General features: G+C 32.2%; 19 protein-coding genes and 1 pseudogene. 8 read left to right on the forward strand and 12 right to left on the reverse strand.

Annotated features, from left to right (window positions below):
- Nucleotides 1-171 precede the first annotated feature (171 nt).
- From BK137_RS03805 to BK137_RS03810, 3 genes are all read right to left on the reverse strand, one after another.
- A complete protein-coding gene (locus BK137_RS03805) occupies nt 172-720 on the reverse strand; it encodes a DinB family protein (protein ID WP_038183452.1) in 549 nt (182 codons plus the stop codon).
- A gap of 162 nt (nt 721-882) precedes the next feature.
- The gene (locus BK137_RS22195) at nt 883-1,053 is read right to left on the reverse strand and encodes a hypothetical protein (RefSeq protein WP_155981178.1); all 171 of its coding nucleotides are present in this window, start codon (nt 1,051-1,053) and stop codon (nt 883-885) included.
- A 209-nt stretch (nt 1,054-1,262) separates the two neighbouring features.
- Nucleotides 1,263-1,475 carry a hypothetical protein gene (locus tag BK137_RS03810; RefSeq protein ID WP_143690978.1) on the reverse strand — a complete coding sequence of 71 codons (213 nt, stop codon included), beginning with the start codon at nt 1,473-1,475 and terminating at the stop codon, nt 1,263-1,265.
- Between the two features lie 348 nt (nt 1,476-1,823).
- On the opposite strand from BK137_RS03810, the gene BK137_RS03815 reads away from it, so the two are divergent.
- From BK137_RS03815 to BK137_RS03830, 4 genes are read left to right on the forward strand one after another with little or no spacing between them, the layout of a single operon-like run.
- On the forward strand, nt 1,824-2,129 hold the full coding sequence (locus BK137_RS03815) for a YfzA family protein (protein WP_038183448.1): 306 nt from the start codon (nt 1,824-1,826) through the stop codon (nt 2,127-2,129).
- Nucleotides 2,130-2,144: 15 nt separating this feature from the next.
- Nucleotides 2,145-2,516, forward strand: coding sequence for a GntR family transcriptional regulator (locus BK137_RS03820; protein ID WP_038183445.1), 372 nt, complete (start codon nt 2,145-2,147; stop codon nt 2,514-2,516).
- Between the two features lie 5 nt (nt 2,517-2,521).
- Entirely contained in the window at nt 2,522-3,388 is an 867-nt protein-coding gene (locus BK137_RS03825) for an ABC transporter ATP-binding protein (protein ID WP_038183442.1), read from the forward strand.
- Nucleotides 3,381-3,986, forward strand: coding sequence for an ABC-2 transporter permease (locus BK137_RS03830; RefSeq protein WP_038183439.1), 606 nt, complete (start codon nt 3,381-3,383; stop codon nt 3,984-3,986). Before BK137_RS03825 ends, BK137_RS03830 begins: the two co-directional genes overlap by 8 nt.
- 455 nt (nt 3,987-4,441) lie before the next feature.
- Here BK137_RS03830 and BK137_RS22950 read toward each other — a convergent pair whose 3' ends face one another.
- Nucleotides 4,442-4,741 carry a TIGR04104 family putative zinc finger protein gene (locus BK137_RS22950; RefSeq protein WP_076066796.1) on the reverse strand — a complete coding sequence of 100 codons (300 nt, stop codon included), beginning with the start codon at nt 4,739-4,741 and terminating at the stop codon, nt 4,442-4,444.
- 241 nt (nt 4,742-4,982) lie between these two features.
- On the opposite strand from BK137_RS22950, the gene BK137_RS03840 reads away from it, so the two are divergent.
- Both BK137_RS03840 and BK137_RS22200 read left to right on the forward strand, forming a co-directional pair.
- The gene (locus BK137_RS03840; protein ID WP_038183435.1) at nt 4,983-5,615 is read left to right on the forward strand and encodes a hypothetical protein; all 633 of its coding nucleotides are present in this window, start codon (nt 4,983-4,985) and stop codon (nt 5,613-5,615) included.
- Nucleotides 5,616-5,780: 165 nt separating this feature from the next.
- Complete coding sequence (locus BK137_RS22200) at nt 5,781-5,948, forward strand: hypothetical protein (protein WP_155981177.1); 168 nt, start codon at nt 5,781-5,783, stop codon at nt 5,946-5,948.
- A gap of 372 nt (nt 5,949-6,320) precedes the next feature.
- Here the strand turns inward: BK137_RS22200 and BK137_RS03845 are convergent, their stop codons facing one another.
- From BK137_RS03845 to BK137_RS03890, 8 genes are all read right to left on the reverse strand, one after another.
- Nucleotides 6,321-7,382, reverse strand: coding sequence for a DUF4179 domain-containing protein (locus BK137_RS03845; RefSeq protein WP_038183432.1), 1,062 nt, complete (start codon nt 7,380-7,382; stop codon nt 6,321-6,323).
- Nucleotides 7,357-7,905, reverse strand: a complete 549-nt coding sequence (locus tag BK137_RS03850; protein WP_038183429.1) for a sigma-70 family RNA polymerase sigma factor — start codon at nt 7,903-7,905, stop codon at nt 7,357-7,359. Before BK137_RS03850 ends, BK137_RS03845 begins: the two co-directional genes overlap by 26 nt.
- Before the next feature lie 951 nt (nt 7,906-8,856).
- Nucleotides 8,857-9,045, reverse strand: a complete 189-nt coding sequence (locus BK137_RS03855) for a hypothetical protein (RefSeq protein ID WP_038183414.1) — start codon at nt 9,043-9,045, stop codon at nt 8,857-8,859.
- A 237-nt stretch (nt 9,046-9,282) separates the two neighbouring features.
- Nucleotides 9,283-9,486, reverse strand: coding sequence for a hypothetical protein (locus BK137_RS03860; RefSeq protein WP_038183411.1), 204 nt, complete (start codon nt 9,484-9,486; stop codon nt 9,283-9,285).
- Nucleotides 9,487-9,557: 71 nt separating this feature from the next.
- Nucleotides 9,558-10,076, reverse strand: a complete 519-nt coding sequence (locus BK137_RS03865; protein ID WP_038183409.1) for a GNAT family N-acetyltransferase — start codon at nt 10,074-10,076, stop codon at nt 9,558-9,560.
- Nucleotides 10,077-11,599: 1,523 nt separating this feature from the next.
- Nucleotides 11,600-11,800: a hypothetical protein gene (locus tag BK137_RS22205; RefSeq protein ID WP_143691501.1), complete on the reverse strand. Its 201-nt coding sequence runs from the start codon at nt 11,798-11,800 to the stop codon at nt 11,600-11,602.
- Between the two features lie 13 nt (nt 11,801-11,813).
- Nucleotides 11,814-12,107, reverse strand: a complete 294-nt coding sequence (locus BK137_RS03880) for a hypothetical protein (protein WP_038183382.1) — start codon at nt 12,105-12,107, stop codon at nt 11,814-11,816.
- A 948-nt stretch (nt 12,108-13,055) separates the two neighbouring features.
- Complete coding sequence (locus tag BK137_RS03890) at nt 13,056-13,328, reverse strand: hypothetical protein (RefSeq protein WP_038183377.1); 273 nt, start codon at nt 13,326-13,328, stop codon at nt 13,056-13,058.
- Between the two features lie 679 nt (nt 13,329-14,007).
- Between BK137_RS03890 and BK137_RS03895 the strand changes: the two genes are divergently transcribed.
- Nucleotides 14,008-14,814, forward strand: a complete 807-nt coding sequence (locus BK137_RS03895; RefSeq protein WP_038183369.1) for a hypothetical protein — start codon at nt 14,008-14,010, stop codon at nt 14,812-14,814.
- A pseudogene (locus BK137_RS03900) lies at nt 14,807-15,059 on the forward strand (hypothetical protein); the annotation flags it as partial. The gene BK137_RS03895 and the pseudogene BK137_RS03900, both read left to right, overlap by 8 nt.

The following is a 15,059-nucleotide window of genomic DNA, read 5'->3' on the forward strand; positions in this document are numbered from 1 at the left end:
CTCGCTCCTGTTGAAGTCTAATGCTATAGGTAACTGTAGGATACAGTAGAACAAAAGGAATTGCAGATATGAAAATCAATCATAAACACAAGCCCTATTCTTATTAAACTAAAGCACCCCGTTCGCATTTTAAGGAATTTTCAAATGAAATATCTGTTTTATAGGTCAATATCAATGTAAGTTATAATATTTTTTGCATAATAAAAAATGATGTTTTTCATGTATTCCTAGTATATCAATACATTGTATTAAATTTGGATAATGAGCTATTGGATCGGGGTAACGTATATGTCCAGCAATGTTATCACTAATATTAGAAAGTATTTTTTCTAAATGCCTAGTTTCGCTATCTAACTCGTTTACTATCCAATCAAATGGAATTTTCTCTTTAATACCTTTTGGTGGCACTAAAACAAAAGGTGCTTTCATAGGTTTATTGTGTTTTTCTTTATATTCAGTGAATATATCTTCACTATGAAATTTGTATGACTTTCCTCTACTTATTGTAGCAATGGGCTTTGAAATCGGTAAATACGGTTTGTTTAACTGTCTAAATAGTCTAACCATTAAGTATAAATGATAATATGTTTCTCCAAAAGACCACTTGTCTTCTTGAGGACGTTCCCATTCTTTATTTTTAAAATTTTTTAGCTCATTAGCAAATTCTTCTCGTTGCTCATAAATGACGGTGAAATAATTTTTCATGTACCTACTTTCCATAACGTCTCCTCTAAATATAATCTAAAGTTTATTTATCATACCTCATTTAGAGTATAGCACAATGAAATCCCATTATTTAACTATCTATCATACACATTATTAGCTAGTTAGTTGAATAAGTAAATTCCTCTTTTGGTTACAGAGTAGGTTCGTACTTTTAAGTTAGTCCTCGTCTATCATGTAGGCGTTATTCCAAAGCCAATCTCGGAAAAATTCCTCTACTGCTTTTTTCATTGCTTTATCGTTCATATTCTTATCAATACCTAATTCTTGTAAAGTGACCTCCTCTTTATCATATTTTATAGTAACTGAAGAAGTAACTGTTTTACTCATTTATTAATCATCATGTTCCCAACAAATTTTAGTTCTAATATTACTAAAAACCTCCTGGATTGCACCTCGTATTGAACTATACTGCTGTGTTAGATCAATAAAGAAAAAAGAGCTGCATATGCAACTCAATAATCTTTAATTAACGCACCCCGTAAGTTGAAGATGAAACTATTTTTCATTTATTAATCCCCCTTTTGACTGATAAATTTTCATGACTTTCCTTGTTCAGTTCCTGGATAATACTCCACTTCACAGTAGTAGTTACCTTCTGCTACTCCTTGATAATCCTTAAGAAACATAATGCTATTTTTTCCAAAGTTAGCTTCCGTATGTCCTCCTCTTGTAATATCGAATATGACGATTTTACAATCCCCTTTATATTGTTTTGCCTTTTCAGCTAAAACGTAAGGCAGATCGAACAAAAAATAAACAAGGACCCTGATAGGAACTCTGATTTTCTTTTTCAATTTATAAAAATACCAAAAATCACACACTTAAACAAAAGAAGCACATCATTTTTGATTACTCTTTTTCAAAATAGAGGTTTCTTTTGTTGAATTCAAGTGGACTTTGTTTTTAAAATCGTTTTAATTTTCTTTCTTTTCAAATGATAATAGTTGCGTGACGTTTCACGTATGTATATAATGTGAATATAGTATATATACATTATACAGGGATGAGGGTAATTATGTGTAAATCGTTCTTAAATGACCTTTAAAGAAGGAGTAACAACCGACACACTAACACTCTAAGAGAGGAGACGTGTTCAAATGATAGGCATAGAAAAAACTCATAATATTAATCTGGCAAAACGCTGGATGATCACCATTGGTATATTTTTAATTGTTCAATTGATCTTTATCGCCGTTGATGGTACTTTCCTGGAGCCAAACATAAACGATAGTGGTACCTTATTTGCCAGGTTAGCAAGATGGATTTTGGACTTGAAGCTCTTTACTAAATGGATTGCCCCTTATTCCTTTCCATTTTTTAATATGTTCATGACAATTCACGTTATTGCTATACTGATTCAAGCAGTATATGACATTATTTCAAGTATGTTTTCAAAAAAATAAAGAAGAGGGATTAACATGCAAATTATTATTTCCAACAGTTCAAAGGAGCCGATTTATGAACAAATTACGAATCAAATTAAGTCGTCTATTTTAGCAGGTGAACTACAGGAGGGTTCAGCAATACCTTCCATGCGTAACCTCGCAAAGGATTTACAAATTAGTGTTATAACGACGAAACGTGCCTATGAGGAATTGGAGAAGGCGGGCTTTATCTATTCCATTGTCGGGAAAGGTTCTTTTGTCGCAGAGCAAAATTTAGAGGTTATAAGAGAGAAGAAGCTAAAGGTCATTGAGGAGCAGTTGAGTGCGGTCATAACAAATAGTAGAGAAATTGGCCTGTCACTTGATGAGTTAAAGCAATTATTGAAGATTTTATACGAGGAGTGAAGTGAATGGAAAATGTGGTTGAATTAAAAAATGTAACGAAGCAATTTAAAGAATTTTCCGTTAATAATATTAATTTACAAGTGAAGCAAGGCTTTGTAACTGGATTCATTGGAGCAAATGGAGCTGGTAAGTCGACAACGATAAAGATGATGATGAATCTATTAAAGCCGGATACCGGAGAAATTAAGCTTTTCGGGTTGGACTACAAGACGCATGAGAAGGCTATCAAAGAAAGAATTGGATTTGTCTACGATGGCAATATTTTTTTTGAAGGGCTGAACTTAAAAGATATAAAACGTATAGTTGCACCAGCTTACAAACAATGGGATGATACTTTATTTTATCAATATGTTGAACAATTCAAATTACCGCTTTATAAAGCGATCAAAACTTTCTCAAAAGGGATGCAAATGAAAGCTTCATTGGCAATAGCACTATCACATCATGCAGAGCTGATTATCATGGACGAACCAACAGCAGGCTTAGACCCCATTTTTAGACGAGAGCTATTGGATCTTTTACAGGAATTAATGATTGAAAGTAATCGTACCATTTTCTTCTCTACGCATATTACAACAGATTTAGATCGTATCGCAGATTATATAGCTTTTATGCATAATGGGGAATTAGTATTTAATCAGTCCATTCACGACGTAGCTGAAAACTATGCACTCGTTAAAGGGGGAACGGATCTTCTAGATAGAGACACGGAAAAGGACTTTGTTCATATTCATCGTTCATCAACAGGATTTGAAGCATTAACGAATAATATTAAAGAAGTGAAAAATACTTTCGGAGACACAGTTGTCATTGAACGCCCCTCTCTGGAAGATATCATGTATTACTTGAAAGGCGGTATACACCATGTTTAATTTAATCAGACGTGATGTCATACTACAGAAAAGGCAACTATTATTATTTATTCCTTTTATCTTATTCTTTATCATTATGGACGCACATCCAGCTTTGACTTTTCTCATTGCCAGCATTTTTATTCCCTTTAATACTTATGCTTACGATGAAAAAGTAGAGACAAACATATTATTAAATTCCTTACCTTATACACGTACGGAAATAATCGCATCACGTTATATTGGTGCTATTGTTTATATGGTTTTAGCAATTGGGGTGACAAGTCTAGCATTATTTACTTTCAATAAACCGTTTACGATGATTGATATTGCAATTGGTAGTAGCTTATTTTTATTATTTGCCGCGATTACCTTTCCATTATTTTATATATTAAAACCAGGCTATATTTCAACGGTTGTAATGATTAGCTTTCTCCTTTTAGCAGCTATAGGACCGGCTATTGTATTGTTTTTAGCTGAACATTTAACAGCAATAACTGATTTTATTGTTAATTTATCCGTCCCGGTTTTATATACAGGAGCGACACTTGTTATTATATTAGTCTATTTTATTTCTTGGGGGACTACCACTGTTATATATCAACGAAAGGCGTTCTAAGTAGGTTCATTTGATTTATCTTTAATATATAGCCTTGTAAGATATATTTTTTATCAATTTTTATAATAAAGCTACAAATTGTAGAATGACAAAATAAGTCGGGAACTGACGGTAATTCTGTCATTTGATAAAACAATTATTTCCCTTAAGGCTTGGTCCGATTGATTGGATCGAGCTTTTTTGTTCTAGAATCAATGGCAACAAGGTCATGTAGTAGCCAATTGTAATCTTAACTAATTTTCCCTTCCCTTTCTTTTATCATTATCTTATTGAACTAACCTGCCCCGTTAGTTTTATAAAGAAAAAAAGAGCTATATGAACAGCTCAATAATCTTTTACTAATGCCCCCGCTAGTTCAAGAAAGGAAAAAAGTGCTGCCTATGCAACTTAATAATCTTTAACCACAGTACCCCTTGGCTTAATAAGAGAAAAACCTTATTTCACCATAAATATATTCAGTATTCCGAATTGTACTTCGCAAAAAAAGGAAGTAACAAAAACAAAAAAACACCATATATAATCATTATCGAAAAAGTATAAGAAATGGATAACGATAATTGAGTTGATATTATAAAGCCAAATATCCACAATGGTATAACTGACAAGAAAGACAATATAACCCTTGAAAAGAATATTATCCTATGCTCCGTGCCACATTGATTGCATTGAATAGGTCTGTGTGCTAAAAAAAGAGATTTAAAGATTATACTCCATTTAAATTGAGTATTACATTTATCACATTTCTGTAAACTCATATATCATCGCCTCCTATGTCCTATGTAAGAATCATTACAACAATCTTACCAGTTTTACCGTTTAAATTGGGTTTAATATACAATTCACTTTTTAACTAATCTGCCCCGTTAGTTTTATAAAGAAAAAAAGAGCTGCATTTGCAACTCAATGATCTTCAACTAAAGTACCCCGTTAGTTGAACAATTATGTCCAATCCTCCTTATTCCTTTTTCATATATTAAGAAAAAAGTAGGTGAGAAAATGAGTAATGATGGACATAACACTTCACGCAGAGAAAGAGATAAAGAAAAAATAGATTCAGCACATCAAGCGTGCATTGACCGCGCTTATCGTATTCCCATATTTTTAAGTACGACAACGCATTTAAATGACAACCAACAACGGTTTTTAAACCGTCTAATTTTGGAGATTGAGAACGCTTTGCTTTTTCCGCGTACATTGCCTCTAAGCGAAAGTTATCCCGAATCGATTTTAACGGATATTCGTCGGTTAGTTTCATCAAGTTATGGAATGTTGGCAGTCAACCTTCGTCGGTTTAAAGTTGAAACAGTCGAGGTCAATACCGGACCCCTCCCACCACCCACTCCGGTCTGGGAAGGTTCCGTTTATTCGCAAGTAGAACCCTCAATGGCATTTCAATTTGGACTTCCCTTATTATTAGTCAGGGAAGAGGATACAGACGCAAATAACGGAATTTGGGCAGGAGGAATTGCCCCGCTCAACCTATTTATCGTGTGGCATTCTGAAACACAAACTGTTGAACAATTCTTTAAAACGCCCGAATGGAGATCCGCCTTTGCAAATTGGTGTGCGCAAGTAAGAAATGCCTTTTACATTCAGACAGAACCTAAATTTAAATATAGATGTGATTGATCCTTTAGCTTGGCCAGCACTGTTAGTTTTCGCCTTCTGAAGAAACGTTAACTTTATACATCTTTTGAATCGGTATAGCCTCATGTTTCATGAGGCTACTTTTTATTTAAACTTGTTCACTTTCCAGATTCCTCTCTAGATAGAGGGTAAATGAGGAATATACAGATGACTACTTACTTAACTGACTACGCCTATTTCACAAACAAAGACTACATGGAAGAAGCGGTGAAGCTTCACATTTCAGCACACTGGAACAACATGAACAACTTAATGGAAAAAAAACCTCATTTACTTATGATTCGGTTCACTGAAATTAATGTTAATTTGTATTGATTATTTTCCCTCGTACGTCTATCTCTATAGGTAAATGATTAAACAAGGCTGTTTTCATATAGATTGTTGCTCTAAAAAAATAAAGTTAAAGTTGATCCTACACATTTTGTAGATTAACTTGGTCTTTATTTTTTGATCTTTAGTAAATCCTTATTAAACTAAAGCACCCGTTAGTTGAAGAAGAAAAGTGAAGCTTATTCAACAATCGCGCCCAATTGTTGAAGATATCTATTAGCTCACCAAACATATAGCTATTCACTTCAGTAAACCCTTAAACTTCAAGGGCTTCTCCTATAACTAAAATGGAAATAAGCGCTGACCCTTGCTAGGATCAACGCATCTCGTTAGTAATAATCGAAAAATATTTACCTTCTAAGGTAGAGTTACTGTAAAGCTTTTAAATTCAATGTCCGTTTCATTAAAAGGTTGAATATTTGTTTTTGTTTCATTGCCTTTAAGGTCAACTTCCACACTAGTTCCTCCTTGGTGGAAATTAATATATGGTATAACTGTCAATGTTTTTGCATTATCTGTGATTGGGTCTATTAGTAGGCTACCTGTTAATTCTTCCTTTCCATCGACATTTTGAATTTGACTACCACCCGAATGTGATATAAGTTCGTTTCCTTTATCATCAATCACTTTGAAATCTAGGTACCCATTAGTTAAATAATTTATTTTTTCTGTGTCTGCATTAAAGTTAAAACGTAAGCCGGCTGCGCTTATTTCTAAATCAGAAACTGTTAAATTAATGTCTTCTACAGTTTGACTATGGTTAATAGTTAGATATTCTACTTCTGTTTTCATGCTAACAGGAGTAGAAAAATCCCACTGCTTACCGTCAACACTTGTAAAGTTTACACCTAGAGTAAACGCTTCAGGCAAATCATCTAAAGAATCTATGTTAATTATTCCTGTTCTGTGTGTAGGTGATATTTTGGTTTCACTATAAGTACTGGCATTTGAAAAAGCTTGTCCATTTATTTTAATTTCAGGCCCGGATGATAAATAGGATTTTTCAATAATGTTCTCTGATATGATTGAAAATCCAATTGTAAAACGTGTCCCATCATAGAAAACTTCATCAAGTGTAATTGATGTTCCTCCAGTATTTTTCGTATCCCCTATTAAATTTGTTAATCCTTGCTCATGAACTTTCTCTAGACCAGGATCTCCAGACTCACTAAACACAGCACCTATTATTGGTATTTTCGAAACGATATTAGCCATAGCAGGAGAGACAGTTGCGGAACTAACAAACAGAATAGATGCTACTGCAACTGAACTTAAGCCATATACCATCTTCATTCTCAAAGACTTTTTTCCCCTTTGATGGTTCTCATGAATCGTTTTTGAAATAATTGCGTCCAATTTATCAAATGGAACGTGAATGTTATCAATTTCTTCTTTAAACGATGGAATTTTGTCTGTCATCGCAATAAACCCCCTTTAATTTTGTTCTTAATAGATCTAATCCACGACGAATATTTGTCTTCACAGTACCTTCGGGGCAATCAAGAAACGCTGCAATTTGCTTAACTGTATAATCTTGATAAAAACGCAGTAGCAAGACCGTTTTATACTTTTCCTCAATTTCTTCCATTGCTTGAAGAAGGTCAAGATGTTCCTCAGTTCGAAGATGCTCTGTATTCTCAATCTGATCAAAGATTTCATTATTAATTGAAACAAGCTTTTGTTTCTTCTTTAAAGTTGCAATAGCTGTGTTAATTAAAATTCTCATTAACCACGTTGAAAAATAATCGTTATTTTTCAATGTATTAATTGAATTTAAAGCTTTATATAGGCTTTCTTGAAACACTTCAAGCGCATCATCTTCATTTCGCATATACATATAAGCCATTCTGTACATTTTTTCTTTTTCTTCGTGTATTAGCATTTGAAATGCCTCGGAATCGCCTTTTTTAGCACGCTTTACTAACTTTGATTTTATCTCCAATTAACAAACCTCCTTTCCTCTTATACTTATTAGAGAAATTGGAGCACCAAAACGATTCAAATTTATTTGAAATATATACAAAAAAATCGGCCTCCATCTATTCTGGAAGCCGTAATCCGATTAAAAACTAATTATATATAAAATAAGTACATAATCATACAATACCTTTAAATTAAGGTAAAGACTGAATTTACTCAAAGGTATCTATTCCACAATCTGGCCCGATTGTTGAACACAAGTTAAACAACGCTATTGAACTAACCTGCCCCGTTAGTTCAAGTACATTTTTTCACAATCTTTATCGTGATTTACTTACATATCTAATTTTGCCAAGAGCAACACCCGAAAGTGTGATTGTAGTTTTGTTAATAACACGTTCAGTGTCATTACAAAAAAACAAAAAGCGTCTAAACCCTTGATATACATGAGTTTAGGCGCATTATCTTCAATTAAAAATATCAAGTTAATATCCTGCTTCGTGACCAACTTGGTCATAATGATATTAAAACGACTTCTCTTTACACAAATATGGCGAATACAGATAGTCAAAAAATATTGACTAATATGGAACAACGTCATAAAAACATTAATCATTAGTTATATTGCTAAAAAAAAGAACCATTTTGATGGCCTATCAAAATGGTTTAGTTTAAATCTCCTTATTACAAAGCACCCGTTAGTTTAAGAAGAACTGCGACGCTTATTAAACAATCGCACCCGATTGTTTAATATCGTTATTTAACTAATGGCCTTTGAAGTATTCTTATTGAAGCTATGTTTATATACCTTTGCATATAAAGCTGTATAAACAATATTAAAACGATGGTTTCACAGCAGTTCTTGACTTTTTGTGTATTTCCAAACTTTCATTTGGGAACGTTATTTAGGTTTGTTTTGTATGCTCTATAAATGCTTATTGAACATTCGTAGATTCATTTATTGCAATCTTAACTAACATTTTTCACAAAGAACACTGTTAGCTGTTCTTGCAATTGCATTATCTAATCTTGATACCAGCATATTTCTTTCAGAAGGCATCGTTATATTAGCTGTAAAACGTTCACCTTCTTCAATTTTTCTTCCGCAATTAGAACAAGCTAATTGCTTAGATGTAAATGAATCCTTTATCTTATCTAGCATATTCACCAACTCCTAACTCATATTTAAATAACCTCTTTAAATTCCATTATATACCTTGAATGTGTTTTTAACACTAGATTGAAAAAACACTCCCAAAGCGTCGTTTGGTCATATTTCTTAACTTAGCGTTGTAAATCCCCATAATTTTGAAGGTACTCCTTGTTGCACTAAACTGCCCCGTTAGTTGAAGAGTGAAACTTTGACAAATAATACAGATGGTATTATTCTTGTACCTTTTTAACCAATCCGATTGTATGTACTATTTTTTAAATCAAAAATTGCAAAAGAACCACATATGAAGACCCCTAAAATCATTATTGCTGTAAAAAACCAACCTTCTCCCCAAGTAACTATCAAAGAATATAAACATCCCAAAGCAACAGCTAATGAACCATATTTCGTTCTCCATTTTTCTAGTTTCGATTGTTTTTTTTCTTCCAAAGTTTTCTTCCCCAATCCTGGTTGTTAGCACAATAGCGGTTGCTCTTACTGAACAAACGCACCCCATTAGTTCAATAAGACGAAATATTCAAAGCATAATAAACGAAACTTAACCTCTGACCATTCATTTCGAATTCTTCACTACTAGTACCTATTCTCTCAAATCCATTTTTCTCTAAAATTCTTTGGGATGCTATGTTATTAGTTGTTGTTTTGGCTTTGATCTGTTTTACGTCTTCGTTAGTTACTGTTTCTACTAATATTTTCAATGCTTTATTAGCAATTCCTTTACCAGTATGTGCTTTCCCCACCCTATAACCGAGGTAACCGATTTTATCAGATTCATCAATATCCACTAAATTTATTCTTCCTAGAATTGAGCTATCTTTATCTTTAATTAAATAGAAATATGAACCTCCTTTAACTTGTTCTTCAAGTAAAGTTTCATGTCTTTTTTTAAAAGTCTCAGGGTTATAGTATTCATCTCCACGCGTCGGAACCATTTCCTCGAAATAAATTCTGTTTTCAAGTTCAAAATTAAACAAATCTTCTGCGTCTGTCATATGTAATTTTTCAATAAATATATTCATTTATACAAACCACCATTCAATTTTAATAGATTTCTTCTTCAACTAAACTGCCCCGTTAGTTGAAGAAACTGACTTGTTATTTTCCTCTACTTAGCTGTTTAGAGACTTTTTAGTAAACAAACCAATAATGATAATAATAATACCGTTAACAGCAAATAAGAAACTATATGATACCATTAAAATTCCAGTTCCAAATCCACCAGGGTCAAAGGGACTCACACTTATACCTGTAATAAAAAAGACTAAGGGCGTCAAAAGCAAGATAATTATTCCAGCCCAAATTCTTTTCTTTTTATTTTTTCCAGAAATTTTGAAAGCAATGAAGTTTGATAGACATAGTGCAATCACGATTATTAAAAGAAATATAACCTCTATTTAAACCACTCCTTTTCTGAATTTTAACAAAAGTAACCTGCCCCGTTAGTTTAAGTAAATTTCTACACAATCTTTATAGAGATTTTAATCGAACTTTACAAATTATCAATCTATATAATAAATAATCAATCTTTTTTACAAAGCTACAGCTATTTACCTTTCCTTTTTATTATTTTTAATACAGAGTTTCCTATTAAAATCGCTAATATAAAGCTCCATACATAAAAGCTTAATTTATCAGGTAAAAATTTTAATACCCATATAGACATCATAATCGTTGAAATCGTAAGGTAATTGATTCTTTCCTCATACTCAAATTTCTTTAAATTACTAACGAGAATTATATAACCGATTGGAGGAGTTATTACACAGAAAAAATATAACGATCCTTTTTTTAAATACCATGGTAATTTATTTCGCAAAATCTTCCTTCCTTCCAAACCGACTTTTTTTGGGGCCCTATTAATTCGATTTCTCTTTTATATTAACTGTAACACTATTCTATATAATTAATATTAAACTGTATTACTTCTTTTTCTTCGTCCATGTATCTCTATTGTTAAATGATAAAACAAACACCTTATTGAACTAACCTGCCCCGTTAGTTTAAGTACATTCTTTCACAATCTCAATATTGATAGTAACAAAAATCCCCAATATAAAATCAAGCTTTTTTACAAATCTACACTTTATTCAAACTCGGCCATAATGATATTAAAACGACTTCTCTATACACCAATATGGCTAATACAGATAGCCAAAAAGTTTTGGATAAGATGGAACTAAAACGTACAAATATTTAATGTGAATAGTAGGGGTTTCCACCACTAATTGTCCATGATGGTCCTGTCCCTCTTGCAGCTTTTTTTATAGTCCATTATTTAAAGTATATAAGAGACATGGGGAAAAATATGCAATTAGATTTGCTTAACTCAAACGTAACATAAATTATTGATTCTTGATTTAATCCTGGTATCCATCTATTTTCGAACAATTAGTTTCTCAAAACTATAATATGATTAGTATTAATAAAGACAAAAATAGTCCTGGTTCTTATAATTTACATAAGACCAGGACTTATTTTGTTAGAACATAAAACTACATGTTATATTTTTAAATTACTCATGAAAACTTGTTATTCTATTTATTTAGAATGAAAAAAGCGGTTCATAAGGGAAAAAGAAGACATATATGATGAATGTAGCAACACCACCGATAATTGTAGCTATTAATAATAGTACAAAAACAAATCTACTACTCTTCTTCGTCCCACCGTATATTAAAAGTACATTATATAACCCTATTAGTGATAGTGTTCCTAAAACAAGAAAAAGTAATCGTATTATCATTTTTTATTTATCCTCACCATAGTTTCATATATTCGTAGGATACTTTAGGTCCCCACCAACCGTATGCTTTAGCTTTCTTATCATATGTTTTAAAATACCTTCTCATAATACGTACTACCATGCCACCTACTGTAAAATCAATTGCAATGGTAAATGTATTGGCCATAGAGGCTATAATTGCTCTACGAGCTTTCTTATTAACTCCCATCCTAGATAAAGCTGTATCTGTTGTATCCGTAACTACTCTTATTGATGCCGTTCCCATTCTTCTTGTAATTTGACTGTGGTTTCTTGACTTTAATAGCAATTGGACTGCTCTTCCTGCAGGTATCAAGCTCATTGCACTAAGTTATGAACGTCAGATGTTCAAAGCTTGTGTTCTTTTTTGTTCTTACTCATTAATTGTCTTTTCTAACAGAATAAGTGCTTCAGTAATTTTGTCTTTTCTTTTCACTTCTATAAAAGATAACGCCATAAGAAGAACAACTTTCCGTGCGGTAATCGATGCTGCACTATATAATAAACTATACTCATATAAAATTGGATGTGATGAAATGGAAACAATTCATATTCCTATCGCCGCTGAACTTCTTATTAGTACTTACAGTAAAGGCGTGGTGAACAATTTGAGGGCTTTTATTCACTCGATTAGAGTCAAAAAAATTAACAAATATTGATCAACGTCGTAAAAACGTTGTGGTTATATAATGAAAATTAAAAAGATTATTTCCTTCTATATATCTAAAGCAATCATTATTTGTACTATTAATATAATTTGTCCGTACATGCTTTATTTATTCTATGAAGTTATTAATAAAACAACACTAATTAAGATCCATAAGGTTCCCCAAATGATTGCACGCTTCAAACTAACTAGTGAAGATATAAAATTCAGGAATAATATACATAGTATCAATACGAAGAAACCACGAAGTATATTCGATAATCCATCTTGTTTATCTATAAAAATACTAACCAACAACAGAATTCCAATAATTAAAACTAAACTTAAACTTAACTTCTGAAAAAGTCTATTTTTAAAGATTTTTTCAAATGAAAAAGCAATAGCAATGATTATCAATAAGGTAACGCTCGTATAAAATAAAAATTCACTCATTTTTTTCACCCTTAATAAAATGTTATATATTCATAATCTTTCTTTGTTCAAAAAAAGTAGAATTGCTTAATAAGTTTATTAAAAATGGTTAACCATTTTTAATAGTTAACCGTTTAGCTGCTCATTAGCATTTATTTTTCATCCCAAAGTAAATAGAACAATAAATACAGCAATTACAAGACAAATCACAAAAATTATCTTTTTATTCTTAATGTGGTTAAAATAGTCATTCAAATTACCAACAATCAGTAATAGACAAACAAATAAAAAAGCTAAGAGAACCTTTGTTGATAAATTAACAGAGATTATTATTGGTTCATCAGCTATCGCCAAAATCCCAACAAATATAATTAAAGTAGACACACCCAAATAAATTAGTATTGAATATAAAAGTTGTAATTGTTTATGCATTAAAATCCCTCTTTATTTTTTATTTCTATATTTCCAAGTGTATCCATAAGAAACTCCAAATCCGAAAACAGCTATATCACCCCAAGTAAGATTAGATTTAACAACCATCAATGCCATTCTCGCCCCACCAATTTTACGAGCAGTTTTTCATTGAATTCTTAAGTTGGTTTTTAAATGCGCACTCACTAAAGTCTGAAATGTTCTATCTCCATAAATTTCCATTAAAAATAGTTTCCTTCTGTATGTCTAAACCCAATCCAAATAGCATTTAACAAAAAATATTAAAATAAGATGACAGATAAAAAAGAGAATATATCAGGGTATTGGCACTATTGAAGCAAGAATAAGGGGTGAAGATAATTATTAAGAACACTATTAAATATTGAGCAACAAATAGAAATTAATTATCGTTATATAACATTAAATTAACATATATTATTATAAAAAACCTATTATTTTATCAATAATTCCTTTTATATACTATTTATTTAAGATTTGATAATTCAGATAGTCTAAAAGTTTTAAGTTGTTCACGAAAATCCTGTAGGAATTTATGGTGTAGTTTGAATTTCACAAATAATTTCTACATTACAAGTCATTCTCTATGAACAACTTTTAGTGCGGTAAGCAATAATTCACTATATAATTGAGTAAACTCATATAAAATGGATGTGATGAAATGGAAACAATTCATATTCCTATCGACGCTGAACGTATTATTAGTACTTCTAGTAAGGGCGATCAATCGAAATGGCGTATCGGCAACAAGTGGGTCAAACAAAATGCGCGAGGTTATGAGGGACAGGCAGAAGTTTTGGCTTCACTCGTTCTTGAATGCTCAACTCTTGACCGCTCTAAATATGTCGTCTATCAGCCATGTATCATTCAATTAGCTGACGGTGAACAATTTGACGGCTGCTATTCACTCGATTTTCGTGGTACAAAACAGGAAGTTACACTTGAACGCTTATTTGAAGCGAATTTCAACTCAACTGATTCGATTACAAGTAACAAAACACTTTCTACAATAGAAAAGTTCGAGCTATTGATGAAGCAGGTGGAGCAGTATACAGGGCTCGTTGTAAATCATCAAATCGCACAGTTATTCGCTTTCGATGCACTTATTCTAAATGAAGATCGGCACACGAATAACATTTTATTTTTATATGACCCAAAGGAAAAAACATGGGAGCTTGCTCCGATTTTTGATAACGGACTTAGCCTACTATCTGATGAAAAAGACTATGCACCTAGCAAACCATTAACGATTTTAAAGCGAAGAGTAAAGGCAAAACCACTGAATTCATCCTTCACAAAACAACTTAGCCTTTACGAAGGACCAGCATTCATTAATAAAGAGAAATTAGTAACTGCAATCGAAAAGTCTCAGTACGATTTTGGGCGTGCTAAGGACGTATTACTTTCACAATTGCGGGATCCAGGATTGAAACACTTATTCATTGAAGGAAGTGAATCCATTGATTGATTACATGACTTTTGACGTAATGTGGATGGATGACATTATTGCCCATGTTGATTTAAAACCAGCAAATGGTGGCACCCCATATGTAATTAACTATATTGATGATTTTAACAAACAATTTTCACCGAATATGGAAGGGCATATTAGCTTAGAAGAAATAGAACGTTGGCTAAAATGGCGTACCTTCCCTCCTACTCGGGTCAACGCAAAAGAATTACTGGCTTCACTGGATATGCAATCTTATAATC

The organism is Viridibacillus arenosi, from assembly GCF_001955655.1.
Lineage (GTDB): Bacteria > Bacillota > Bacilli > Bacillales_A > Planococcaceae > Viridibacillus > Viridibacillus arenosi.

Bases quoted from the DNA above. Each gene is read 5' to 3' on its own strand.
- BK137_RS03805 (WP_038183452.1), bottom strand. From the start codon at position 720: ATGGAAAGTAGGTACATGAAAAATTATTTCACCGTCATTTATGAGCAA.
- BK137_RS22195 (WP_155981178.1), bottom strand. From the start codon at position 1,053: ATGAGTAAAACAGTTACTTCTTCAGTTACTATAAAATATGATAAAGAG.
- BK137_RS03815 (WP_038183448.1), top strand. From the start codon at position 1,824: ATGATAGGCATAGAAAAAACTCATAATATTAATCTGGCAAAACGCTGG.
- BK137_RS03820 (WP_038183445.1), top strand. From the start codon at position 2,145: ATGCAAATTATTATTTCCAACAGTTCAAAGGAGCCGATTTATGAACAA.
- BK137_RS03825 (WP_038183442.1), top strand. From the start codon at position 2,522: ATGGAAAATGTGGTTGAATTAAAAAATGTAACGAAGCAATTTAAAGAA.
- BK137_RS03830 (WP_038183439.1), top strand. From the start codon at position 3,381: ATGTTTAATTTAATCAGACGTGATGTCATACTACAGAAAAGGCAACTA.
- BK137_RS22950 (WP_076066796.1), bottom strand. From the start codon at position 4,741: ATGAGTTTACAGAAATGTGATAAATGTAATACTCAATTTAAATGGAGT.
- BK137_RS03840 (WP_038183435.1), top strand. From the start codon at position 4,983: ATGAGTAATGATGGACATAACACTTCACGCAGAGAAAGAGATAAAGAA.
- BK137_RS22200 (WP_155981177.1), top strand. From the start codon at position 5,781: ATGACTACTTACTTAACTGACTACGCCTATTTCACAAACAAAGACTAC.
- BK137_RS03845 (WP_038183432.1), bottom strand. From the start codon at position 7,382: ATGACAGACAAAATTCCATCGTTTAAAGAAGAAATTGATAACATTCAC.
- BK137_RS03855 (WP_038183414.1), bottom strand. From the start codon at position 9,045: ATGCTAGATAAGATAAAGGATTCATTTACATCTAAGCAATTAGCTTGT.
- BK137_RS03865 (WP_038183409.1), bottom strand. From the start codon at position 10,076: ATGAATATATTTATTGAAAAATTACATATGACAGACGCAGAAGATTTG.
- BK137_RS22205 (WP_143691501.1), bottom strand. From the start codon at position 11,800: ATGATAATACGATTACTTTTTCTTGTTTTAGGAACACTATCACTAATA.
- BK137_RS03890 (WP_038183377.1), bottom strand. From the start codon at position 13,328: ATGCATAAACAATTACAACTTTTATATTCAATACTAATTTATTTGGGT.
- BK137_RS03895 (WP_038183369.1), top strand. From the start codon at position 14,008: ATGGAAACAATTCATATTCCTATCGACGCTGAACGTATTATTAGTACT.